This is a genomic window from Paenarthrobacter sp. NCHU4564 (assembly GCF_052156435.1).
Lineage (GTDB): Bacteria > Actinomycetota > Actinomycetes > Actinomycetales > Micrococcaceae > Arthrobacter.
Genome location: NZ_JBQLIS010000003.1, coordinates 221386 through 242870, shown reverse-complemented (window position 1 = coordinate 242870; position 21485 = coordinate 221386). Strand labels below are relative to the sequence as shown.

26 protein-coding genes are annotated in these 21485 nt (G+C 63.4%); 14 read left to right on the top strand and 12 right to left on the bottom strand.

Annotated elements, in window-relative coordinates; all coding sequences use genetic code 11:
- Positions 1-48 precede the first annotated feature (48 nt).
- Together rpsR and rplI are read left to right on the top strand one after the other, a co-directional pair.
- A complete protein-coding gene (rpsR, locus tag ACSVIE_RS05175; RefSeq protein WP_003800144.1) occupies positions 49-288 on the top strand; it encodes a 30S ribosomal protein S18 in 240 nt (79 codons plus the stop codon).
- 18 nt (positions 289-306) lie between these two features.
- On the top strand, positions 307-759 hold the full coding sequence (gene rplI / locus ACSVIE_RS05170) for a 50S ribosomal protein L9 (protein WP_426004949.1): 453 nt from the start codon (positions 307-309) through the stop codon (positions 757-759).
- 155 nt (positions 760-914) lie between these two features.
- Here rplI and ACSVIE_RS05165 read toward each other — a convergent pair whose 3' ends face one another.
- Positions 915-1337, bottom strand: a complete 423-nt coding sequence (locus ACSVIE_RS05165; protein ID WP_442423218.1) for a DUF1801 domain-containing protein — start codon at positions 1335-1337, stop codon at positions 915-917.
- 57 nt (positions 1338-1394) lie between these two features.
- Here ACSVIE_RS05165 and ACSVIE_RS05160 point away from each other — a divergent pair, with 57 nt between their 5' ends.
- The 3 genes from ACSVIE_RS05160 (at position 1395) to ACSVIE_RS05150 (ending at position 3654) form a co-directional block, all read left to right on the top strand.
- Entirely contained in the window at positions 1395-2246 is an 852-nt protein-coding gene (locus ACSVIE_RS05160) for a PhzF family phenazine biosynthesis protein (RefSeq protein WP_442423217.1), read from the top strand.
- A gap of 93 nt (positions 2247-2339) precedes the next feature.
- The gene (locus ACSVIE_RS05155) at positions 2340-2699 is read left to right on the top strand and encodes an iron chaperone (protein WP_442423216.1); all 360 of its coding nucleotides are present in this window, start codon (positions 2340-2342) and stop codon (positions 2697-2699) included.
- A 55-nt stretch (positions 2700-2754) separates the two neighbouring features.
- Positions 2755-3654: a diacylglycerol/lipid kinase family protein gene (locus ACSVIE_RS05150; RefSeq protein ID WP_442423215.1), complete on the top strand. Its 900-nt coding sequence runs from the start codon at positions 2755-2757 to the stop codon at positions 3652-3654.
- A 2-nt stretch (positions 3655-3656) separates the two neighbouring features.
- Here ACSVIE_RS05150 and ACSVIE_RS05145 read toward each other — a convergent pair whose 3' ends face one another.
- Positions 3657-4529, bottom strand: coding sequence for a hypothetical protein (locus tag ACSVIE_RS05145; RefSeq protein ID WP_442423214.1), 873 nt, complete (start codon positions 4527-4529; stop codon positions 3657-3659).
- A 97-nt stretch (positions 4530-4626) separates the two neighbouring features.
- Between ACSVIE_RS05145 and ACSVIE_RS05140 the strand changes: the two genes are divergently transcribed.
- From ACSVIE_RS05140 to ACSVIE_RS05130, 3 genes are all read left to right on the top strand, one after another.
- Complete coding sequence (locus tag ACSVIE_RS05140) at positions 4627-5085, top strand: SRPBCC family protein (RefSeq protein ID WP_442423213.1); 459 nt, start codon at positions 4627-4629, stop codon at positions 5083-5085.
- Positions 5086-5185: 100 nt separating this feature from the next.
- Positions 5186-5809: an FMN reductase gene (locus ACSVIE_RS05135; RefSeq protein WP_442423245.1), complete on the top strand. Its 624-nt coding sequence runs from the start codon at positions 5186-5188 to the stop codon at positions 5807-5809.
- Positions 5810-5858: 49 nt separating this feature from the next.
- Complete coding sequence (locus ACSVIE_RS05130) at positions 5859-6203, top strand: zf-TFIIB domain-containing protein (RefSeq protein WP_442423212.1); 345 nt, start codon at positions 5859-5861, stop codon at positions 6201-6203.
- Here the strand turns inward: ACSVIE_RS05130 and ACSVIE_RS05125 are convergent.
- Together ACSVIE_RS05125 and ACSVIE_RS05120 are read right to left on the bottom strand one after the other, a co-directional pair.
- The gene (locus ACSVIE_RS05125; protein WP_426004939.1) at positions 6200-6775 is read right to left on the bottom strand and encodes a hypothetical protein; all 576 of its coding nucleotides are present in this window, start codon (positions 6773-6775) and stop codon (positions 6200-6202) included. The genes ACSVIE_RS05130 and ACSVIE_RS05125 overlap by 4 nt on opposite strands.
- A gap of 6 nt (positions 6776-6781) precedes the next feature.
- Positions 6782-7237 (bottom strand): hypothetical protein, encoded by a 456-nt coding sequence (locus tag ACSVIE_RS05120; RefSeq protein ID WP_426004937.1) that lies wholly within the window; start codon positions 7235-7237, stop codon positions 6782-6784.
- A gap of 619 nt (positions 7238-7856) precedes the next feature.
- Here ACSVIE_RS05120 and dnaB point away from each other — a divergent pair.
- On the top strand, positions 7857-9239 hold the full coding sequence (gene dnaB, locus ACSVIE_RS05115) for a replicative DNA helicase (protein WP_442423211.1): 1383 nt from the start codon (positions 7857-7859) through the stop codon (positions 9237-9239).
- Between the two features lie 24 nt (positions 9240-9263).
- Here dnaB and ACSVIE_RS05110 read toward each other — a convergent pair whose 3' ends face one another.
- The 6 genes from ACSVIE_RS05110 to ACSVIE_RS05085 all read right to left on the bottom strand — a co-directional run bounded on the left by ACSVIE_RS05110 (position 9264) and on the right by ACSVIE_RS05085 (position 14052).
- Complete coding sequence (locus ACSVIE_RS05110) at positions 9264-9638, bottom strand: VOC family protein (protein WP_426004934.1); 375 nt, start codon at positions 9636-9638, stop codon at positions 9264-9266.
- A 14-nt stretch (positions 9639-9652) separates the two neighbouring features.
- A complete protein-coding gene (locus tag ACSVIE_RS05105) occupies positions 9653-10033 on the bottom strand; it encodes a DUF1304 family protein (protein ID WP_442423210.1) in 381 nt (126 codons plus the stop codon).
- 135 nt (positions 10034-10168) lie between these two features.
- Positions 10169-10627, bottom strand: a complete 459-nt coding sequence (locus ACSVIE_RS05100) for a ribose-5-phosphate isomerase (protein ID WP_442423209.1) — start codon at positions 10625-10627, stop codon at positions 10169-10171.
- A 10-nt stretch (positions 10628-10637) separates the two neighbouring features.
- On the bottom strand, positions 10638-12380 hold the full coding sequence (locus ACSVIE_RS05095) for a dihydroxyacetone kinase family protein (RefSeq protein WP_442423208.1): 1743 nt from the start codon (positions 12378-12380) through the stop codon (positions 10638-10640).
- Between the two features lie 32 nt (positions 12381-12412).
- Positions 12413-13186 (bottom strand): SDR family NAD(P)-dependent oxidoreductase, encoded by a 774-nt coding sequence (locus tag ACSVIE_RS05090; RefSeq protein WP_426004930.1) that lies wholly within the window; start codon positions 13184-13186, stop codon positions 12413-12415.
- 23 nt (positions 13187-13209) lie between these two features.
- The gene (locus ACSVIE_RS05085) at positions 13210-14052 is read right to left on the bottom strand and encodes a sugar phosphate isomerase/epimerase family protein (protein WP_442423207.1); all 843 of its coding nucleotides are present in this window, start codon (positions 14050-14052) and stop codon (positions 13210-13212) included.
- A 205-nt stretch (positions 14053-14257) separates the two neighbouring features.
- On the opposite strand from ACSVIE_RS05085, the gene ACSVIE_RS05080 reads away from it, so the two are divergent.
- The 4 genes from ACSVIE_RS05080 to ACSVIE_RS05065 all read left to right on the top strand — a co-directional run bounded on the left by ACSVIE_RS05080 (position 14258) and on the right by ACSVIE_RS05065 (position 18325).
- Positions 14258-15595, top strand: coding sequence for an MFS transporter (locus ACSVIE_RS05080; protein ID WP_426004928.1), 1338 nt, complete (start codon positions 14258-14260; stop codon positions 15593-15595).
- Between the two features lie 62 nt (positions 15596-15657).
- Positions 15658-16551, top strand: coding sequence for a transketolase (locus tag ACSVIE_RS05075; RefSeq protein ID WP_442423206.1), 894 nt, complete (start codon positions 15658-15660; stop codon positions 16549-16551).
- Positions 16548-17567: a transketolase family protein gene (locus ACSVIE_RS05070; protein WP_426004926.1), complete on the top strand. Its 1020-nt coding sequence runs from the start codon at positions 16548-16550 to the stop codon at positions 17565-17567. The genes ACSVIE_RS05075 and ACSVIE_RS05070 overlap by 4 nt, the downstream gene beginning before the upstream one ends.
- A 101-nt stretch (positions 17568-17668) precedes the next feature.
- Complete coding sequence (locus tag ACSVIE_RS05065; RefSeq protein ID WP_426004925.1) at positions 17669-18325, top strand: GntR family transcriptional regulator; 657 nt, start codon at positions 17669-17671, stop codon at positions 18323-18325.
- Here the strand turns inward: ACSVIE_RS05065 and ACSVIE_RS05060 are convergent.
- Positions 18322-19296: an acyl-CoA thioesterase gene (locus ACSVIE_RS05060; RefSeq protein ID WP_442423205.1), complete on the bottom strand. Its 975-nt coding sequence runs from the start codon at positions 19294-19296 to the stop codon at positions 18322-18324. The two genes, ACSVIE_RS05065 and ACSVIE_RS05060, sit on opposite strands and share 4 nt — an antisense overlap.
- 95 nt (positions 19297-19391) lie before the next feature.
- On the opposite strand from ACSVIE_RS05060, the gene aztD reads away from it, so the two are divergent.
- Positions 19392-20687: a zinc metallochaperone AztD gene (aztD, locus tag ACSVIE_RS05055; protein ID WP_442423204.1), complete on the top strand. Its 1296-nt coding sequence runs from the start codon at positions 19392-19394 to the stop codon at positions 20685-20687.
- Positions 20688-21029: 342 nt separating this feature from the next.
- On the opposite strand, the gene ACSVIE_RS05050 is transcribed toward aztD, so the two are convergent.
- Complete coding sequence (locus ACSVIE_RS05050) at positions 21030-21464, bottom strand: DoxX family protein (protein ID WP_426004920.1); 435 nt, start codon at positions 21462-21464, stop codon at positions 21030-21032.
- Positions 21465-21485 lie beyond the last annotated feature (21 nt).

Here is a 21485-nt window from a genome sequence, read left to right as displayed (position 1 = left end):
CATCCCGTGGATCTCTATCCACGGGCTCCATAGAAAAGGAGCTCCACGATGGCTAAGGCTGAACTCCGTAAGCCCAAACCAAAGTCCAACCCCTTGAAGGCCGCTGACATCACTGTCATCGACTACAAGGACGTAGCACTGCTGCGCAAGTTCATCTCCGACCGCGGTAAGATCCGCGCTCGTCGCGTCACTGGCGTTACCGTTCAGGAACAGCGCAAGATCGCCCAGGCAATCAAGAACGCCCGCGAAGTTGCTCTGCTGCCTTACTCCGGCGCTGGCCGCGGCTAAGGGAAGGGATTAACTAACATGGCAAAGCTCATTCTGACCCACGAAGTAACCGGTCTCGGTGCTGCTGGCGACGTTGTCGAGGTCAAGAACGGTTACGCACGTAACTACCTCCTGCCCCGCGGCTTCGCTCTGACCTGGACCCGCGGTGGCGAGAAGCAGGTTGAGTCCATCAAGGCTGCCCGCGCTGCCCGCGCCCACGCTTCTGTTGAAGCTGCACAGGCACAGGCCCAGGCTCTGTCCTCCAAGAAGGTCAAGCTCGAGGTGAAGGCCGGCGAGTCCGGTCGTCTCTTCGGCACGGTCAAGCCGGCTGATGTTGCTGCTGCTGTTGAAGCTGCCGGTCTCGGCTCCATCGACAAGCGCAACGTTGAACTGCCGAACCACATCAAGTCCGTGGGTTCGTACCAGGCCAACGTCCGCCTGCACGAGGACGTTTCCGCTGTCATCGACCTCGAGGTCGTTGCAAGCAAGTAGTCTCCGACTGCACCTGAAGGACCCCCGTTACCGGATTCCGGTGGCGGGGGTTCTTTCGTCCGCGGCTTCGTTCCCGCCACACGTGCGCCGAGATGGCAGTTAATCGCAGTGTTGACGCTCGGGATTGTCATCAAATGCCATCTCGGCGGGGTAATTTATGGCCGATGGATCTCCGTCATCACATGGTGGTAGCCGGATCGGATCAGTTCCGCGAGGACGTCCCGGTCTACGTCACCCAGCTTGTTGACGTAGAGGCAGGCAACGCTGGTCTTGTGCTTTCCAAGGTCCGGAAGCAGCTTGTCCGCAGCGGGTCCCTCGGTCAGTCCGTAAAGCACCAGGTTGCCCTTCCGGGGCGAGAACCCTACGGCCGGTGCGTCTCCTTCGCGTCCGGTGTCGTATTTGTAGTGATAACTGCCGAAACCGACGATCGACTCCCCATACATGTAGGGCTCCTGGCCGGTGATTTCACGCATCATCTCCAGCAGCTCGAACCCATCGGCCCGCCGTACGGGGTGTTCCACGGCGGTCAGGAATTCTTCCACTGGCACGTCAGTGGGCTGGGTCTTGTTCTCTGCCATGACCGTAGTCTGGCAGGTCCGGGGAGTGTCGGCCAGCAGCGGTGATAGCCTGCCCCGGTGACTTCCAACAGCATGCGCAGCCGCCCCTTCCATCAAGTCGATGTCTTCTCCGGCGAGCCGTACAAGGGCAACCCGCTTGCCGTCGTCGTCGACGCCGAGGGCCTGAGCAGCCAGGCCATGCAGGGCTTTGCCAACTGGACCAACCTGTCCGAGACAACGTTCCTGCTGCCTGCTACGCACCCGGACGCGGATTACAAGGTGCGTATCTTCACGGGCAGCGAGGAGTTCCCTTTCGCCGGCCATCCCACCCTCGGCTCGGCCCACACCTGGCTGGAGGCCGGGGGAGTTCCCAAGACGGACGGCGTCCTGGTCCAGGAGTGCGGTGCGGGTCTGGTCAGGGTCAAGCACGACGCCGGGCGGTTGGCTTTTGCGGCGCCGCCCCTGACCCGCTTCGGTCCGGTCGGGGAGGAAGTGCGGGCACAGTTGATGGCCGGGCTGCAGCTGGCCGACGGTGCACTCCTGGATGCGTCGTGGCTGGTCAACGGTCCCCGCTGGATCGGGGTGCTCTTGGGCTCGGCCGACGACGTGCTGGCCATCGAGCCCGACCTCGCTGCGCTCGGTGAGTTGAACGTCGGGGTGATCGGCCCCCATAAGGAGGGTGCCGGCGTCGACTTTGAAGTCCGGACGTTCTTCCCGGGCGATGCCATGATCGAAGACCCCGTCACGGGCAGTTTCAACGCCGGGGCGGCGCAGTGGCTGATAGGAAGCGGACGTGCGCCGAGGGAGTACGTGGCTGCCCAGGGGACCGTTCTGGGCCGGGCAGGCCGTATCCACGTGAGGGCCGAAGGCGACGACATCTGGATTGGTGGTGAATCCACCACCTGCATCCAGGGCACCGTGGTGTTGTAGGGCAGGGAACGCAGTCCCGGGTGCGCGGGACCTGCGTTGTCGGCACCCGTTGCTGTTGTTAAGCTCAAGCATGCCGCACCAAAAGGGATCCCCATGAGCGAATACTCCCCGGCCGTTGATGCCTACATCGCGTTGCAGCCTGACAACGTGCAAGCGGTCCTGCATGAAATCCGGAGGACCATCCATGATGCGGTGCCCGACGCCGGCGAGATGATCAGCTACGACATTCCCACCGTCACGTTGGGCGGCCGGTACGTGGTGTATTTCGCGGCGTGGAAGCATCACATCTCCGTCTACCCCGTTCCGCACGCGGACAAGGAGCTCGCATCGGAGCTTGAACCCTACCTGGCAGGAAAGGGCACGTTGAAGTTCGTGCTGGCCAAACCCATCCCATACGGCATGATTGGCAGGGTGGCTGCACAATTGGCAGCGGAGAAGGACCGCCGGGGTTGATTGACGCGCGCCGCCAAGGGTACTGAAGGTATGGGCGCACACAGGAGGACAACGCATGGTTTCCGCACGGACATTTGAGTCGATCGTCATCATCTTCAACCCCAACAGCACGGGAGACGCACCGGAACTCGCAGAGCAACTGCAGGGGAAGTTGACGGAGATGCTGCCGTATTCGCCCGAACTCGTCCTCAAGCCGACCCAGCACGCCGGCCACGCAGTGGACCTGGCCCGTGAAGCGGCATCGGCGGGCGGCGACGTCCTGGTGGTGTCCGTGAGTGGCGATGGCGGCTACAACGAGGTGGTGAACGGCGTCATGCAGGCGCAGAACCCCAAGGCCGTTGCTGCGGTCATGGCAGCGGGAAACGCCAACGACCACCGCCGGACTGTGGGGACCAAGCCGCTGGAAGAAGCCATTGTGGAAGGCCACGTGCGGAATATCGACCTGCTGCGCATCCACACCGGCCAGCAGGAAAACGAGCCGCTGGAGTACGCACACTCGTACATCGGGTTCGGACTCACTCCCGTGGTGGCGACCGAGCTGGAAAAGGGCAGCAAGGGCGCCCTGAAGGAGATGGTTTCCGTCATCAAGACCTTCTCCGAGTTCGAGCCGTTCGAGATCCGGCTGGACAACGGAAAACGCCAGAAGGTGGACAGCCTGGTCTTCGCCAACATCCCGGAGATGGCCAAATACGCCACACTCAGCGAGGCGGAGGACACGCCCAGGGATGGCAAGTTCGAGGTAATTTTCTTCCCGCACATGCCCAAGTGGCGGGTGGCGCTGAACGCCCTGCGCGCAACCACCCAGGGCCTGGGTGACCAGCCGAGCGTCAGCAGTTACGAGTTCACCACCCTCAAGCCCTTGCCGTACCAGATGGACGGCGAGGTCAAGAATGTCGAGGCAGGCATCAAGGTCCGGGTTGAGAGCGCTCCGGCAGCTTTGCCCACCATCGGCTGACCTCAGCCGCTGCACGCCTTAGCGACGAAGTCGTACAACGAGCCGCGAAGTCCGGTGGGGGCAGCCACTTTGAGAATGCCCCGGCGTTCGCCCACGGCTATCCGGACCGGCAGCAGCGTTCCCACTTTGTCTTCCGCTACCGCATGCGGATCGCAACGCGCAGCCCGCATCGGCAGCCGCAGTTCCGTGGCATCGCCGCCGGCCTCGATGGTCACGTTCCTGGGCCACGCGCCTTCCACGGCCTCGGCCAGAAGCGTCGTTCCGTCGATTGACTCGATGGTCAGGCTCTTCTGCGAACCTTCCAGCCCTGTGGGGGTGGCCAGCAAGCGCACGACGGCGGTACGGCCATCCGCTGCAGGCTCCAGTCCCGGATCCAAGGACAAGGCGGCGACGCCTGCCGCTTCAGCTGCCAGGCATGATTCGCCTGAAGTGCGTGCAAGGATTCCGAAGGGGTCGTGCGCGTCTGCGGCAACCTCCCGGTCCTGTCCGTTGACGCTGTAGTGAACCGTCGCCACAGGGGTCGCAGTGTCCACGTCGCCGCATGCCGGCCCAGGCAGGACGGCGGGGAGCGCTTTGGGCTGTCCGGGTGGCAGTGCCAGGGGAGTGTTTGCCGACGTCCAGGTGATGCTTCCCTGGAACAAGGGGGACTCTACGCGGGCCCCGGTGACGCTGAGCTCTTCCGTTGTGTTGTTGGTGAGTTCGAGCAGGATGGCCTGCGTTCCGTACTGGTCCCTTGACTGGTTCAGTGCCACGCTGACGGCGGCTGCGCGTGTGCTTCCGGCGGGCTCGGGAACCGCCGTTCCACACCCGGCCAACGCTGTAGCAGACATCAGAACCAGACAAACCGCGGCGCGACGCCGGTGAAGGGACGCCATGGGCTCAGTCTAGGAGCAGTCCCTATGGCGATCAAATAATAAGCATGCTTAGCTTAAGGACAATACGCCCGGTTTTGTCACGCAGGAAGGAAGCCACATGTCCACCGTGACCCAGCTGTTCCAGTCCCCGCCAGCAGCTGTCTGGAAAGTCATTGCCAATGGTTGGCTCTATTCGGGCTGGGTGGTGGGCGCCTCGCGGATCCGCGCGGTGGACGACCATTGGCCTGAGGTTGGCTCCCGCCTGCACCACTCCGTGGGCTCCTGGCCGTTCCTGATCGACGACAGCACCAGCGTCACTGCCGTTGATCCGGGCCGCTCTTTGGAGCTGCAGGCACGCGGCTGGCCCATGGGGGAAGCCAAAATACTGATCACGCTCGAGGACCTCGGGGCTGGTAACTGCCGGGTCTCCATCTCGGAGGATGCGGTCCGCGGGCCCGGAAAATTCGTGCCAAAGGTGCTGCGGGACCCTGTTATTGCCGTCCGTAACCGCGAAACGCTAAGGCGCCTGGATCTCATGGCCCTTGGCGGCGCCGGAGAAAGCAGGCCCGCCATCTAGGCCCCGCGGGCGCCCGGGAATAGATCCATCGCCTGACCTGTTCAGCCATGTAGATGCATATGCATGTATGCTGGAGATGAACAAGCAACAGGAGAATGCCATGGAAACCCGCCGCATCACCGTCCTTTCCGCCGGGCTCGGCGTACCGTCGTCCAGCCGCCTGCTCGCAGACCAGCTGGCTGCCTCGGCAGGGCGGCAATTGCGCGAGGCAGGCATCGAGGCGAGGATCGACGTCGTTGAACTCCGCGACCTCGCCGTGGACATCGCCAACAACTTCGTCACCGGGTACGCCGCACCGCGCCTCGCTGAGGTGATTGCCGGCGTCGAGGACTCCGATGGAATCATCGCCGTCAGCCCTATCTTCAGCGCCTCCTACAGCGGACTGTTCAAGTCGTTCATTGATGTCCTGGACCCCAAGTCGCTGGACGGCAAGGCCGTCCTTCTGGGCGCTACCGGCGGCACCGACCGCCACCAGATGGTGCTGGATTACGCCATGCGGCCGCTGTTCAGCTACCTGCGCACCCGGATTGCGCCAACCGCAGTCTTTGCCGGGCCCCAGGACTGGGGAAATGACGACGGCGGGTCCCCGCTGTCCGCGCGCGTTGACAGGGCCGCCGGCGAGCTGGTGCAGATGCTGAAGGGACCGCAGCCGGGCCGTAAGCCGCAGACGCTTGAGTCGCTGCCGTTCGAGCAGCTCCTCGCTGGAATTTCAGCGGGCCGGTAGGGCGAACTTTTCACCGCGGCCAGTCGTTGTGGCAGGCATGAAGTGTCCTGTGGATTCTGTCGACCTGGTGATGAGCGAACGCAGCGGAGTGGAGATTGACTACTGCCCGCAGTGCAGGGGCGTGTGGTTGGACCGGGGGGAGCTGGACAAGATCATTGATCGGGTCAATTCCGAGACCGGCCAGATGCCCCCGCGGCCCGCTGCTGCCCAGCAGCCGCCCATAGCCCCGCCGCCTTTGTACAACCCGTTTGAATCGCGTCCGCGCTACGACGACCGTGACCGCCGGGATTACGACCGGAATGACTACGATCGCCGCGACGGCTACAACCGCGATCAGTACGGCCGGAAGCGCAAGAAGAAGGAAGGCTTCCTGGGCGACCTGTTCGACTTCTAGTCGTCCAGGAGTTCGATGAACTCGCGCGCCTGTTTGATGGTGATGTCGGAATGGCGCGTGAGGGCACGTGCCGCGCCCTCCACGTCGCCGCTCTTGGCCAAGGTGCGGATGCGTCCGTAGATTTCGTCGTTGAGCATGTTGCTGCTTACTTCACGCGTCACGTCGCCTTTGCTGACGATGGCGCGGTAGCGGTAGGGAAAGCGCTCGGGTTCGTCGTCGTCGTCAGCCAACAGGTCCTTGGGCGGTGTCTCCGGGGTAAACGGCTGCGGGTGGGCGGCGAGTGCTCCCACGGCGTCCCTTGAAGCGCGGAGTCCCTCGCCGGTCGCTTGCAGGTACAGCTTGATGGCTGCCATGCCCTGCCCCTGGGCGATCAGCGAATAGAGCCTTCGGTGCTGCTCCTCGTTGAGCTTGGCGGCCGAATCCTTGGCCAGCTGCACGGGATCCTTCGGTGCCTTGGCTGCGGCGGCATCGGCCCTGGTGACGGCCTGCCGTTTGGTGAAGGAGCGGATAAGGAGCAGTACGCCCGCGATGACCGCTAAAAGGATCACGAGCGGGATGAGGAGCGAATCCATGGCGTTTCAGAGCCGATCTATGTAGTTCTTGGCGGTGGCTAGGTCTGTCCGGGTGGCCTGTCTGAGGACCTTGATGGCTTGAATCTTGTGGCCGCTTCGCACCAGGTTCTGCAGCTCGAAGGCGAGCTGCGGATTGAGCTGTCCATTGGGAAGGACTGCCGGTGGCTGCTGTGCAGGGACGGAGTGCCCACCGCCGCCCGGCTGGTTTACGGGCGCAGTCCGCTGCTGACCGGAGCGGTTGCGCTGGGTGGTCTCCTCGATCCTGGCACGGGAGGCCAGGGCGGCCTGAACCTGGGACGCCTGATGAGCGGCGGAGCGCGCTGCCAGTTCGCGTTGGTACCGTTCGGCGTCGGAGATCCCCGTGTCGCGGGGTTTCAAGGCCGCAGAAAGAGCCCACAGAAGTCCGACGACGATGATGAGCGGAAGAGCAATCGTCAGCACGTCGCCAAGGTTCGTCCCCATGCTTAGAGCTTATGCCAAATGTCGGTTATCCACAGCACATTCCCGGGTTGGCATAGGGTGGTGATAGAACGCTGTCAAATCCGGACGCCATTTGTAAGATGCATCACAATTTCGGCATGCTTATCCCCCAAGAAGCACTTGGATTGATGCCGGGTCGACTCGAGGCTGTGGATGGTTTTCCACTGTAAATTTCTTTAACCCACAGCTTGTGGGGAGCGTTTCCGCAGGTCAGGGCATGGTTACGTGGAAAAGAAATTCTCTATCCACAAGGTAACGCACAGGCTGTGCACATCCGTGAACACCTATTCCACAGGTTATCCACAAGTGTGCGTGGGAGTCGGCTTTGCGACAGGGCGGACCACCGCTAACGTGGCTCGGGTACCTGTTTCAGGAGGAATCCGTCCGTGGAGATCCGACTTTAGGCACGCACTTGTGCGGCCGCGGAAAGATCCTGTGGATAAGTTGTGGAAAATGGGGAAGTCCCTGAATTGTCAGACCCCGGAGATACAACTGGAGCACTCGGCTGGTCCGTAGGCTCGGACAATCCGTCCAGGTTCAACTGCGCTTGACGCACCGCTGAGCAAGACTCTCTGCAGCGGTACATATTTGGAGGACGGCTTTGTCAGTTACGCACTTGGACTCGATCGAGGGCACCCGCGCTTCCGACTCAAGCAGGAAACCTCCCCAGGACATTGCTGCCGAACAATCTGTGCTCGGCGGCATGATGCTCTCCAAGGACGCTATCGCGGACGTCGTGGAGATTGTGCGGGGCCATGACTTTTACCGTCCTGCCCACGAGACCATCTACGAGGCCATCATCGACCTCTATGGCCGCGGCGAACCTGCCGACGCCGTGACGGTCTCGGACGAGCTGACAAAGCGCGGAGAGATCAACCGCATTGGCGGACCCGCCTACCTGCACGAGCTGATCCAGACCGTTCCCACCGCTGCCAACGCGGGATACTACGCCGAAATCGTGGCCGAACGGGCTGTCCTGCGGCGCCTGGTGAATGCCGGGACCAAGATCGTGCAGATGGGCTACGGGCACGACGGCGAGGTCGAGGACCTCGTCAACCAGGCGCAGGCGGAGGTTTATGCCGTAGCCGAGAAACGCACGGCAGAAGACTACGTGGCTTTGAAGGACGTCATGGAGTCCACCGTGGACGAGATCGAGGCCTCCGGCCACCGTGGCGAGGGCATGGTGGGCGTCCCCACCGGCTTCTACGAACTGGATGAGCTCACCCACGGCCTGCACCCTGGCCAGATGATCGTTATCGCCGCGCGTCCGGCTGTGGGTAAGTCCACGTTCGCCTTGGACTTCGCCCGTTCGGCGGCCATCAAGCACAATCTGGCTACGGTCATGTTCTCCTTGGAAATGGGCCGGAACGAGATCGCCATGCGTCTTCTCTCGGCAGAAGCCACCATCAGCCTCCAGGACCTCCGCAAGGGCACCATCAAGGACGAGCAGTGGTCCAAGATCGCCACCACCATGGGACGCATGAATGATGCCCCACTCTTCATCGACGACAGCCCCAATATGTCCCTCATGGAGATCCGGGCCAAGTGCCGCCGTTTGAAGCAACAGCATGATCTCAAGCTCGTGATCCTCGACTACCTCCAGCTCATGAGCTCCGGTAAGAAAGTGGAGTCCCGCCAGCAGGAAGTCTCCGAGTTCTCGCGTGCCCTTAAGCTGCTTGCCAAGGAACTCCAGGTCCCGGTCATCGCGCTTTCCCAGCTGAACCGTGGCTCGGAACAACGCCAGGACAAGCGGCCCATGGTGTCCGACCTCCGTGAATCCGGCTCGATCGAACAGGACGCCGACATGGTCATCCTGCTTCACCGCGAGGACGTGTACGACAAAGAATCACCCCGTGCCGGCGAGGCCGACATCCTGGTGGCCAAACACCGTAACGGCCCCACCAAGGACATCGTGGTCGCCTTCCAAGGCCACTACTCGAGGTTCGCCAACATGGCCGGCGACTCCGGCGGCGGCGGGTTCTAAACCGTAGGGCTTGCGGCGGTGGTGCTACTTCAACTGCCTCCGCAGTAGGCAGAACTCATTGCCCTCGGGGTCCTGTAAAACGTGCCAGTTTTCGTCGCCGGTTTGTCCGACGTCGGCGGGTCGGGCTCCAAGGGACAGAAGGCGTTTCAGCTCCGCTTCCTGGTCCCGGTCAACAGGGTTGACGTCAATATGCAATGGAAGACGACCCCTGCGGGGGTTGGTGCTTGGGCTCAGGATGATGGTGGGCTGCAGCCCGCCAAAACCCACGTCTGGTGGCCCGATTTCAATCGCTCCATCCTCGCGGTCCAGTTCAACGTAGCCAAGGACGTCGCTCCAGAACCTGGCAAGCAGTTCAGGGTCTGCACAGTTAAGGACCAGTTCGCTGATGCGGCAGGACATGGAGGCCAGTGTACTCAGTGAAGCAGCAGGTAAAACAGCACGACCAGGCCGGGTATCAGGGCTTGGCCGATGGCGCTTGTCAGGAGGCGCCGTTCCGTGACCCACAGCCAGAAGCCCAGGAACACGTGGCTTGCACAGCAGAACAGCACGATCGCCACGCCTCCGGCGGCATTGCCGAAGTTGACCATCCATAGTCCGACAGCGATGCCAATCCCGTAGACGATGTTGTAGGCGCCCACATTCATGGCCCACATCCGGACGGCCGCCACGTCCGGCGGTTTGATGAGGAAAAGCCGGTGGAAGCGTTGATCCCCGTGGAAGAAGATCTCAAGCGTACCGACACTGAGCAACGTCAGGGCGGTGAGCCCGGCAAGAAGCTGGCTTAAGAGGTTCATGGTGGGCTCCTGACCATGTCCAATCCCGCTGTTTCCGTGCAGAATACGCCCGCGGGGATGCACTCTCAAGGTTTCCCAGGAACAGAAGGCCAGGACTCCGCGCAGATCGCGGAGCCCTGGCCTTGAGCCGAAAAGTCAGCAGCCCTCGAAGTCGCTCAGCACCTTCACTTTCGCCGCGGAGCCGGACGAGGGGTCGAAGGCGTAGCCGACCCATTCCTTGGCCAACCGCCGGGCGAGTTCCACGCCCACCACGCGCTGGCCCATGGTGAGCACCTGGCAATCGTTGGACAGGATGGAGCGTTCAACGGAGAAGGAGTCGTGCGCCGCGGTGGCACGGATACCGGGAACCTTGTTGGCAGCAATGGCTACGCCAATGCCGGTGCCGCAGAACAGGATGGCCCGGTCGGCCTTGCCGTCGCGGATCATTTCACCGGCCGCGATGCCAACGTACGGGTAGGGCTTGGTGAAATCCTCATCGGCACGGTTCACTCCGATGTCGATCACCTCGGTGATCCGGGAGTCGGCCTGAAGGTCGGCGAGGATCCGGTCTTTGTAGTCAACGCCGGCTTCGTCGGCGCCCACGATGATGCGCATGGTCGTTCTCCTAGTGGGTTGCTGCGGCAGGTGCGGGAACTGCGGTGAAGTGGGGTCCGACGGCGGTAAACACCATGGCGAGCGACGTCGCCCCGGGGTCCGGCGTGCCGACGCTCCTTTCGGCGAGGGGCCGGGCGCGGCCCTTGAGCGGCCGGAGGTCGGCGGTCGCTGCCGCAGCTTCGGTGGATGCGGCGGCGGCGGAAGCCCAGGCTTCCTCGACCGAAGAACCGGAAGCCACACCCTCCGAGAACGAGGACGTGAACGGCAGCAATGAATCCACCATGGTCTTGTCACCGATGTCGGCCTTGCCAAGTCCTGTGATTCGCTCGGCGAAGGCGCGGACAGCCTCGGCGAGGTCTGCCGACGTCGGGATTTCGGCGTCGCCCAGCCGTTCGCCAAAGGCGCGCAGCCCGGCTCCCCACAGGACGCCGGAGGTTCCGCCGGCCTTGCCTGCCCAGGCGTCGCCACCGGCGATCAGCACGGATCCGGCGCCGGCACCGGCGGAGTATGCGGCAGCGGCTGCTTCGAGTGCTGCCGAGGACCCGCGGACCATACCGCGGCCGTGGTCGCCGTCGCCGGCTATTGCGTCCATCTCGCCCAACTTTGTTTCTGAATCACGCAACAAAGAGGCAGTCTCTTCCAGTGCGGCGAGGCACCGGCCGGCATAGGCACGCGATTCTTCTGTGGAGGAGTAGTCGGCGGCAGCCTCGGCTACAGCGTCGTCCACAGCAGTGTCAGCGGTGGCAACGTCGAGTCCCACGGAACCGCGGCGGTATGCGGGGGTCAAAGCAGGAGCCGTCCAGTACTCCTCGAGTTCATCGTCCAGCCACGTTACGGTCAGGGACACACCTGCCATGTCCAGACTTGTCACCAATTCGCCGACCTCAGGCATCACCAGGGTGTAGCCAGCCTCGCGGAGGAGAGGAGCAACCGTACGCCAGAGGACGAACAATTCCTCGTTCTTGGTGGAGCCCAGGCCGTTCAGGATGACGGCAGCACGTCCGGACGCGCCTGCGGGTGCTTCCTCCAGAACGCGGCGGACCAGTTCCCGGCCGAGTTCGACGGCGGTGGGCAGTTCGGTATCGAACAGCCCAGGCTCGCCGTGGATGCCGAGGCCCAGGCCCATGTGACCTTCGGGAAGGCTGAAGAGCGGGGTGTCTGCTCCAGGGAAGGTGCAGCCACTGAAGGCGGTTCCGATGGTCCGGGTGGAGTCGTTGGCCTTGCGTCCCAGCCGGACCACGGAGTCCAGATCCAATCCGGCCTCGGCAGCGGCCCCCATGACCTTGAAGACCACGAAGTCACCGGCGATGCCGCGGCGCTTCTCGATTTCGGCCAGGGGAGCGCTGGCAATGTCGTCCGTGACCAGCACGTTCTCGGCGCGGATACCCTCGGCGTTCAAACGCTCGCTGGCCATCCCGAAATTCAGGACGTCTCCAGCGTAGTTGCCGTACGTAAACACGACGCCGGCGCCGGAGTTGGCTGCCTTGGCCACCGAGTAGGCCTGCTGGGTTGAGGGCGAGGTGAAGATGTTGCCCACCACGGCACCATCAGCGAAACCCGGGCCGATGATGCCGGCGAACGCGGGGTAGTGGCCGGAGCCGCCGCCGGTAATGACGGCGACCTTCGGCGTGGCAGGCCGGTTGCGGCGTACCGCTCCGCCCTCAACCTGGCGGACCAGGTCCGAGTGGGCGTCGCAGAAGCCGGCGAGGGCTTCGTCGGCAAAATCGGCGGGATCGTTGAAGATTCTGGTCATGGTGGGTCCTGGTGTTCCTTGTGAAGCAGGGACTAGTGGATGTGGCTGCCGCCGTTGATGTCGATGGTGGTGCCGGTGAGGTAGGCGGAGTCCTCGGAAGAGAGGAACGTGATCACGGCTGCCACTTCCTCGGTGGTGGCGTTGCGGCCCAAGGGGATGCCGGCGTTGATGGCGTCTTCCTGCTCCTGGGTGCTGCCAACGCGGATGTTGGTGTCCACGGCGCCGGGGGTGATGGCGTTGACGGTCACGCCGGTTTCACCGATTTCACGGGCGAGTGCCTTGGTGAAGCCGAGGATCGCTGCCTTGGCTGCGGAGTAGGGAACCTTGCCGAAAACGCCGCCACCGCGCTGGGCGGAAACGGAGGACATGTTGACGATGCGGCCCCAGCCATTGGCGATCATGTCCGGCAGGAAGGCCTTGGTGACCAGGTAGGTGCCGGTGGCATTGACGTCCATGACCTTGTGCCAGAGCTCAAGGGTGGTCTCCAGGAAGGGGATGGGGGAGGTGATGCCGGCGATGTTGGCCAGCGCGCCAACGGGCGGCAGGTTCCCGCCGGCAACTTCAGCGGCAACCGCGGCCTGGGCGGCGGTGACGGAGGCCTCGTCGGCCACGTTGATCTCGAAGCCGAACGCAGGGACGTTGAACTCGTTGCCGATTTCGGCGGCAACCTTGGCGGACTTCTCGCCGTCGAGGTCCAGGATGACGATTCCCCAGCCCTGGGCGGCGTAGCGGCGGGCGGTGGTCAGGCCGATGCCGCGCTCGGAGGTAGCTCCGGTGAGGACTGCGGTGCGCTGGATGGTGGACATGGTGCTCCTTGGAATGGTGGTTGTTAGATGAGGTCAGTGATGAAGCTGCCGGCTTTGGCGGTGGCAGCGGGGCGCTCGTCATGGGTGACGTCGCGCGTTTCAAGTTCAAGCGAGAAGTGGCCGGTGTAGCCGGCATCCCGCAGCTTGGACAGGCCGGTGGCGAAATCCGCCTGGCCATTGCCGATGCTGAGGTTGATGTTCCCCGGCTCGGTTTCGGTGGCGGGCACTGCATCGCGGAGGTGGACGTGCGTGATGCGGCCGCCGAAGCGGTCCACGAAGTCCACGGGATCGCCTCCGGAGGCAACGATGTGGCTGAAGTCCATGACAATTCCGACGTCGGAACCGGCCAGGCGGTCGGCGAGCAGCTGCGCGCGTTCGGTGTTCCAGCAAAGCCGGAAGTAGTGGAGCGACTCGGTCCACAGTTCGACGCCGAACTCCTTGGCCCGCTCCGATGCGTGGATCAGCTGCGAAGCAACAGCGTCGATGTCTTCTTCCAAACTGCGGACCGGTTCGTGGTCGATCGCGCCACACGGAAGGACCAACGCCTTGGCACCTGTCTTGGCAGCAAGGCTGAGCAGCATCCCAAGGTGACGTTCGCGCTCTTCCGCGGCTCCGGCGTCGAGCGTTGCGTTCAAGTCCCCGATGTCGCCGTTGACGGAGCGGACGCGCATTCCCGAGTTATTGACGACGGCGGCAACCGCCTCGACCGCCGCGGCGTCCAGTACATAGGGCACGTGGTCGCAGACACCGGGGAGGGCGCCCAGGTCAATCTCGTCGAAACCGAGGCTGCGCATGGTGCGGAGGGCAGTGTCCAGGTCCTGGTGGCGGAAGCTGATGGAAGAGCAGCCCAGTCGTGAATGGAACATCGTCGTTGATCCTCAGAGTGCGACGCCTCGTCGTAGAGGCGTTTTAGTGATGAACACCACGGTAGCCCCGTTAACTGTCGACAGTCAACCTTTGGAGTTGACTGTTGACATTACTGGTGTCACCCGTCACAGTTGACGTATTATGTTGACTGTCGACAGTGAGGTTGCCGTAGACGCGCCCCACTCATCGAAAGGGAAAGACAAGATGAGCAATGAAGCTCTGACCATGCGTGGTCCGGTTCATGGAACCAAAGAAGCTAAGCGCGTCGCTGTTGGTTCAGGCGTCGGCGCAGTCATTGAAACCTATGACTTCATCGGCTTCGGCACAGCCGCCGCACTGTACTTCGGTACGGCATTCTTTCCGGGCGCCGACCCGGTGACCGGTACGTTGGCCTCCTTCGCGACCCTCGGCGTCGGGTTCGCTGCCCGCCCGCTGGGCGGCATCATCGGCGGCCACCTTGGTGACAAGCTGGGCCGCAAGCCAGTCCTGGTTGCCTCCCTCATCCTCATGGGCCTCGCGACGTTCGCCATCGGCCTTCTTCCCACGTACCAGCAGGTGGGCCTCCTCGCGCCGGCGCTGCTGGTGATTGTCCGCATCATCCAGGGCCTCGCATTCGGCGCTGAATGGGGCGGGGCCATCCTCATGAGCTACGAACACGCACCCTGGAAACGCAAGGGCCAGTTCACGGGCATCGTGCAGGCCGGCTTCCCCGTAGGCCTGCTGTTGGCGAACCTCGTGTTCCTGGGCAGCGTGGGCCTGGGCGGTGAATGGGCCTGGCGCGTTCCGTTCCTCGCCAGCATCGTGCTGGTGGCAGTCGGACTGATCATCCGCTCCAAGGTCCCCGAGTCCCCCGTGTTCGAGGACGTCAAGACCAAGGGCGACATTGTGAAGTCCCCGGTCGTCGAGGTCATCAAGACCGACTGGCGCAACATCGTCCGCGGCATCGGCCTCCGGGTCGCAGAAACCGCAGGCTACGCCGTTTCCGTGACCTACATGATCTCCTACCTGCACAGCAACCAGCTGGCCGACAAGACCCAGACCCTGGTGGCACTGTGCATCGCTGCCGGCATCGGCATCTTCGCCACCTACGCATGGGGTGTGCTGACAGACAAGGTTGGTCGCCGCCCGGTCTACATCTGGTCCACGGCCTTTGCTGTTGTCTTCGGCATTCCGATGTTCCTGATGGTCAACACCGGCCTCTTCATCTGCATCATTGCCACGATCGTCATCGCCTACGCCGTATGCCAGAACTCCCTCGCCGGTGCCCAGGGTGCCTGGTTCCCGGAGCTCTTCCAGGCAAAGACCCGCTCCTCCGGCGCCTCCCTGGCCTACCAGATTTCCGCCATGGTTTCCGGTTTCACACCGTTCATCACCACCTTGCTGTTCGTGAGCTTCGGCTGGGTGGGTCCGGCCGCACTGTTCAGCATCTACGGCGCCATTGGTCTCTGGGCCGCAGTTGTCACCAAGGAAACCTGGGGCAAGCGTGAGCGTCAGCTCGCCGAAGAAGCCGCCAGCAAAACCCCCCAGACGGTAACCGCCTAAGCAACCACTCGACGTCGGGCGCGTTCTCTCCATCAGTGGCGCCCGACTCCGGAAGGAAACCAGTGTCTCTTTCAGCAGCCCAGGCGGCTCCCACCGCCGCAACCTCGCCCGAGCGCGTCGAGCGTATCCGTGCCGCTGCGTACCGCATCCGCCATCACGCCCTGAACATGGGCGAAGTCCAGGGCCAGGGCTACGTGGGCCAGGCCCTCGGTGCGGCGGACATGCTCGCTGCGGTCTACGCCGACCAGCTCACGTACCGCGCCGAAGACCCCCACTGGGAGGGCCGGGACCGGTTCCTGCTCTCCACCGGGCACTACGCAATCGGCCACTACGCGGCCCTGGCCGAGGCCGGGATCGTTCCGGTTGACGAACTTGAGACCTACGGCTCGGACGATTCGCGCCTGCCGATGTCGGGCATGTCCACGTACACCCCGGGCATGGAAATTTCCGGTGGTTCCCTGGGCCACGGTTTGACGATCGCCGTGGGCATGGCGCTCGGTCTGCGGGCGCAAGGTTCCGCTTCCAGGGTCATCAACTTCCTCTCTGACGGTGAACTGGACGAGGGTTCCACCTGGGAAGCGGCCATGGGCGCGCACCACCACCAGCTCGGGAACCTGACTGCGATGGTGGACATCAACGCCCTCCAGGCCGACGGGGCCACGAACACGGTGCTGCGCACCGAACCGGTGACGGAGAAGTGGGAATCGTTCGGTTGGTACACCCAACGGGTGGACGGGAACGACGTCGGTGCGCTGCTGGCTGCGTTCGACAATATCGCCTCTGTTGCGGCTCCGGTTGGCCGGCCGTCCGTAATCCTGTGCGACACGAAAGTCGGCCGCGGCGTTCCCCTGCTGGAGACCCGCGAGAAGGCGCACTTCATGCGCATCGAAGAACACGAGTGGCAGATCTGCCGTGAGCAGCTGACCGCTGGATATGAAGGGACGGCCACGGCATGAGCACCGCAACAGAGGCCCGCAACACCACACGGGCTGCCAAGCCCAAGCTGAAGACTTCGGCGATGATCGCATCCTTCGCAGACCCCGGACAGAAGACCACCTCTGCTCCCTTCGGGCACGCACTGGTTGCCGCGGCCGAGGCGAATCCGAAGATCGTCGGGCTCACCGCAGACCTGGGCAAGTACACGGACATGCACATCTTCGCCAAGGCGTTCCCGGAGCGGTTCTTCCAGATGGGCATGGCGGAACAGCTGCTGTTTGGTGCGGCAGCGGGCATGGCCGAGACAGGGCTGGTGCCGTTTGCGTCCACGTACTCCGTCTTCGCTGCCCGGCGTGCGTACGATTTCCTCTGCCTGGACATCGCCGAACCGAACCTCAACGTGAACATCGTGGGCGGACTCCCCGGCCTGACCACGGGCTACGGTCCCAGCCACCAAGCCACCGAAGACATGGCGATCTTCCGCGGTATGCCCAACCTGACCATCGTGGATCCGTGCGACTCCGTGGACATTGAACAGGCAGTGCCGCAGCTTGCAGCCTCCGATGGGCCTACCTACCTGCGCTTGCTCCGTGGCAACGTGCCCACTGTGCTGGACGAGTACGACTACACGTTCGAACTCGGCAAAGCCAAGGTGCTGCGCGGCGGCAACGACGTGGTGTTCGTCTCCTCCGGGTTGATGACCATGCGCGCGTTGCAGGCAGCCGATGCACTGGCAAAGCACAACGTGGACGTGGCCGTGGTGCACACGCCCACCATCAAGCCTTTCGACTCCGCGACGGTACTTGCGGAGCTGAACACCGACCGGTTGGCCGTCACCCTGGAGAACCACACGGTTGTTGGCGGCCTGTTCGAAACTGTTGCCTCCGCCGTCGTGACCGCAGGGCTCGGCAAGCGGGTGGTTCCCATCGCGCTGCCGGATCAGTTCCTCGACGCCGGTGCGCTGCCAACGCTGCACGAACGCTACGGACTGTCCGTGGACCGGATTGTTGCGAAAGTGCTGTCCGAACTCGGCTAAGCACTTGTCCTCCAGGGGCGCGGGACCGGCATACTGCCGGTCCCGCGCTTCTGGCCGTAGTATCGACTGTTAACAGTCGCCCATTGACACCAAGGAACATCATGGCCCTGAGCGCATCCCTGCTGGGACTGGAAAAGAAGAGCCTCCGCGAGCAAGCGCTCTCGGCACTCCGTACTGCCATCACCAGCGGTGAACTCGAACCCGGGCGTCATCTGGTGGAAACCGAACTTTCCGACATGCTGCAGATCAGCCGCGGGACACTCCGCGAAGCCCTTCGCCAGTTGGAGCAGGAAGGGCTTGTATCCGCAGGAGCGCGGGGCCGCCTCTCCGTGCGGCACCTGGACGTCAAGGAGATCCGCGACATCTTTGCCGTCCGGGGCGTCCTGGAATCGCTCGCTGCGCGTACCCTCAGCGACATGCCGGACAAGGAGGCCGCGCTCGCCGAGTTGCGTGCCGCCGTCGACACCATGGCCAAGGCCGGGGAAGCCTCCCTGGAGCAGCAGATCGAGGCCGACCTGGAGTTCCACCGCACCCTGTGCCGCCTCTCGGGCAACGAGACACTGCTGCATCAATGGGAGTCGCTGGAAGGCTCCATCCGGATGTCCATCATGTTCGCCGGCCTGGAACGCGCCACGAGGAACATGAGCGTCGGGCGGCACCACGACATTGTGGCTGCAATCGAGACAGGCGATGCCGCCAAGGCCCGTGAGACGATCATCGCGCACATGGATGGCGCGGCCGAGAACCTGGTGGGTTAGTTTCCCGCGTCCTTCAGCAGATGGTCCGGCAGCCGGTTTCCCGGGGCGCGCCCCCTGATTTCCAGCAGTTCGCGGGCATGCGCGTGGAGTTTCCTGTCCTCGTCAGACACCGGGATCCAGGCAGGAATGGGTACCGCGGTTCCGGTGTCGTCACGGGCCACCATGACTGTCAGGCAGTAGGTGGTGAGGTTCATGTCCTTGGTCTTTGGATCACCGGAGCGGACATGTACCGCGATGTGCATACCTTTGGCACCCGTGTAGACGAGCCGTGCTTCGACCTCCACCACGTGTCCGATCAGGAGGGGACGGTAAAAGCGGACGCCTCCCGAGAACACGGCCACCGTGTCCTTGCCGCAGTAGCGTGAGGCGCATACGTAGGCGGCCTCGTCAATCCACTTCATGACGATGCCGCCGTGGACTTTGCCGCCCCAGTTCACATCGGTGGGGGACGCCATGAACCGCAGCGTGACGCGCTCGGCGGTACCGGCGTCGGTATATTCCTGAGCGTTCATGGCATTGACGATCTGCTCGCGGACTTCGATACGCGCCAAGGCATGGTCCCGGGCTTCGATTTCACCGGGTGTCTTTGGTTCGAACTGGGGGACGGGGATCGGCTTGCCGTCCGGGCCAACTGCCACGAAGATCACCATGCACTGGCTGTGCATCGTTTCCGGTCCGCCCTTGGGATCGTGGGAACTCACCACGGTGTGGATGTGCATTGAGGAGCGCCCCGTGTAAACGATGGTGGAGGTTACCTCCACCATGTCGCCGCTGTTGACGGGATCAGCGAAGTGGATGTTGCCCACGTACGCCGTCACGCAATACGACTTTGCCCAGCCCACAGCCGCCGCGTAGGCCGCTTTGTCCACCCACTCAAGGACGGTTCCGGCGTCGACGGAGCCGCTGTGGCCCACGTCCATGGGGGCCGCGAGGAAGCGGAGGGTCACAGAATTCGCGGGGGACTCGCTCATGCTGGAAGTTTACTGGCGGGGTGGGTTTGTTACGGCTCTGCTCCTTGGTCGGCAGCGGATTTGCCCCTTACATGAGAATGAATATCATTTAATTCATGTCACTCCCTTCATTTCCTTCCTTGAGCCTGCCCGGACGCCGCCCCGGGACCAAGTCCATGATCGCCGTCGGGCTTTCCGCGCTTCTCCTGGCCGGCTGTGCCGGACCGGCCGCCAACCCGGGCGCCGCCCCCACTGAGACTTCGGCCTCCAACGCGAAGGAGGCCGGCGCGCCTACGCCCCGCCTCGTGTACACCTACGACGGCGGTGTGGCCGTCCTCGACGCAAAGTCGCTGGAGCCGGTAGGTGCCGCTGCGGAACTGGACGGATTCAACCGGCTGAATCCAGCCGGCGACGGACGCCATGTCTTCATCTCCACCGGCGATGCGTTCCGCGTGTTCGATGCCGGATCCTGGAGCGAACCCCATGGCGATCACAGCCACCATTACGTGGCCGATCCCAAGCTCACCGATCTCTCCTTTGAAGCGAACAAGGCTGGGCACGTAGTGCGTCATGCCGGCAAGACGGTCCTGTTCAGCGATGGATCAGGCAAGGTGGAAACTTTCACGTCAAGTGAGCTCTCGGACGCGGCAGAAGAGGGCAAGCTCCCCGCCACGGACGTCTACACCACGCCTGAAGCCCATCACGGCGTGGCGGTGGAGCTGGAGGACGGCAAGCTGCTGGTCACCCTGGGAAATGAGGAAGGCCGCTCCGGGATCGCCGTCCTGGATGCCGGAAAGGGACAGGAGCGCAAGGAAATTCTCCGGAATGAGGAGTGCCCAGGCGTCCATGGTGAAGCTGTTGCTGCCGACGAGGCCGTGGTGGTTGGCTGCGAAAACGGCATGCTGATCTACAAGGACGGCAAGATCACCAAGGTGGCCAGCCCGGATGCCTACGGGCGAATGGGAAACCAGGCCGGCTCGGAAGAATCGCCGGTCATTCTGGGCGACTACAAGGTAGACAAGGAAGCCACCCTGGAACGGCCCACGCGCATCTCCTTGGTCAACACGGAAACCGCGACGCTCCAGCTCGTTGACCTGGGTGCGAGCTACTCCTTCCGTTCCCTGGGCCGTGGTCCGGCGGGCGAGGCCTTGGTGCTGGGAACGGACGGCGCGCTTCGAGTGATCGACCCTGCTTCCGGAGTCATCACGTCCACCATCCCGGTGGTTGGCGCCTGGGAAGAGTCCGAGACATGGCAGGACCCGCGGCCCACGCTCTTCGTCCAGGGCTCGACGGCGTTCGTCACCGAGCCTGCCACGCAGACCCTTCACGCTGTGGACCTGAAGGTTGGAAAGGTCGCCAAGTCGGCCAAGCTCGAGCACGTGCCCAACGAGCTGACCGGCGTTAAGGGCTAGCGTCCCTCTCTCACCTATCGGCAGCGTGAGCCGGATGCTCTCTCACCTATCGGCGCCGTGAGCCGGATGCTCTCTCACCTAACGGCAGCGTGAGCCGGATGCTCTCTCACTTATCGGCAGCGTGAGTCGGATGCTCTCTCACTTATCGGCAGCGTGAGCCGGATGCTCTCTCACTTAACGGCGCCGTGAGCCGGATGCTCTCTCACTTATCGGCAGCGTGAGCCGGATGCTCTCTCACTTTCTTCAGGTAAGTGAGAGAGCATCGGCGTTTTCGCGGTGTTAGGTGAGAGAGCGTCGGTGGAAAGGGGGTGTTAGGTGAGAGAGCGTCGGGGGGTGGGGTGGTTAGGCGAGGACGCGGAGCTTGGAGCCCGGGCGGCCGAACAGGGCGTTGTCGGCGGAGATCCGGCCTGCGCCTGCCAGGGCGAGTGCCAGGGCAGCTCCTGCGAAGAGTAGCACCAGTTCGTATCCGCCATTGGTGACGAAGACGCCGGCGGGGGCGTGCACCAGGAACAAAGCGCCCAGCATGTTGACGGTCAGGAGCGCCGCGAAGACCCTGGTCAGAAGGCCGACGATCAGCGCGATCCCGCCCACGAGTTCCAAAGTGGCGACGATGGGTGCTACCGCGGAAGCTCCGGGGACGCCCATCTGCGTGAAGGCTGCCTGCGTGCCGGCGATGGTGAATTCGTTGAACTTCTGCCAACCGTGTGCGGCGAAGAGAAATCCTGCAACAACACGCAGGATGGTCAGGGCTGTGGTGGTCAGGGTGGACTTGTTCATGTCTTCAACCCTCCCGAATAA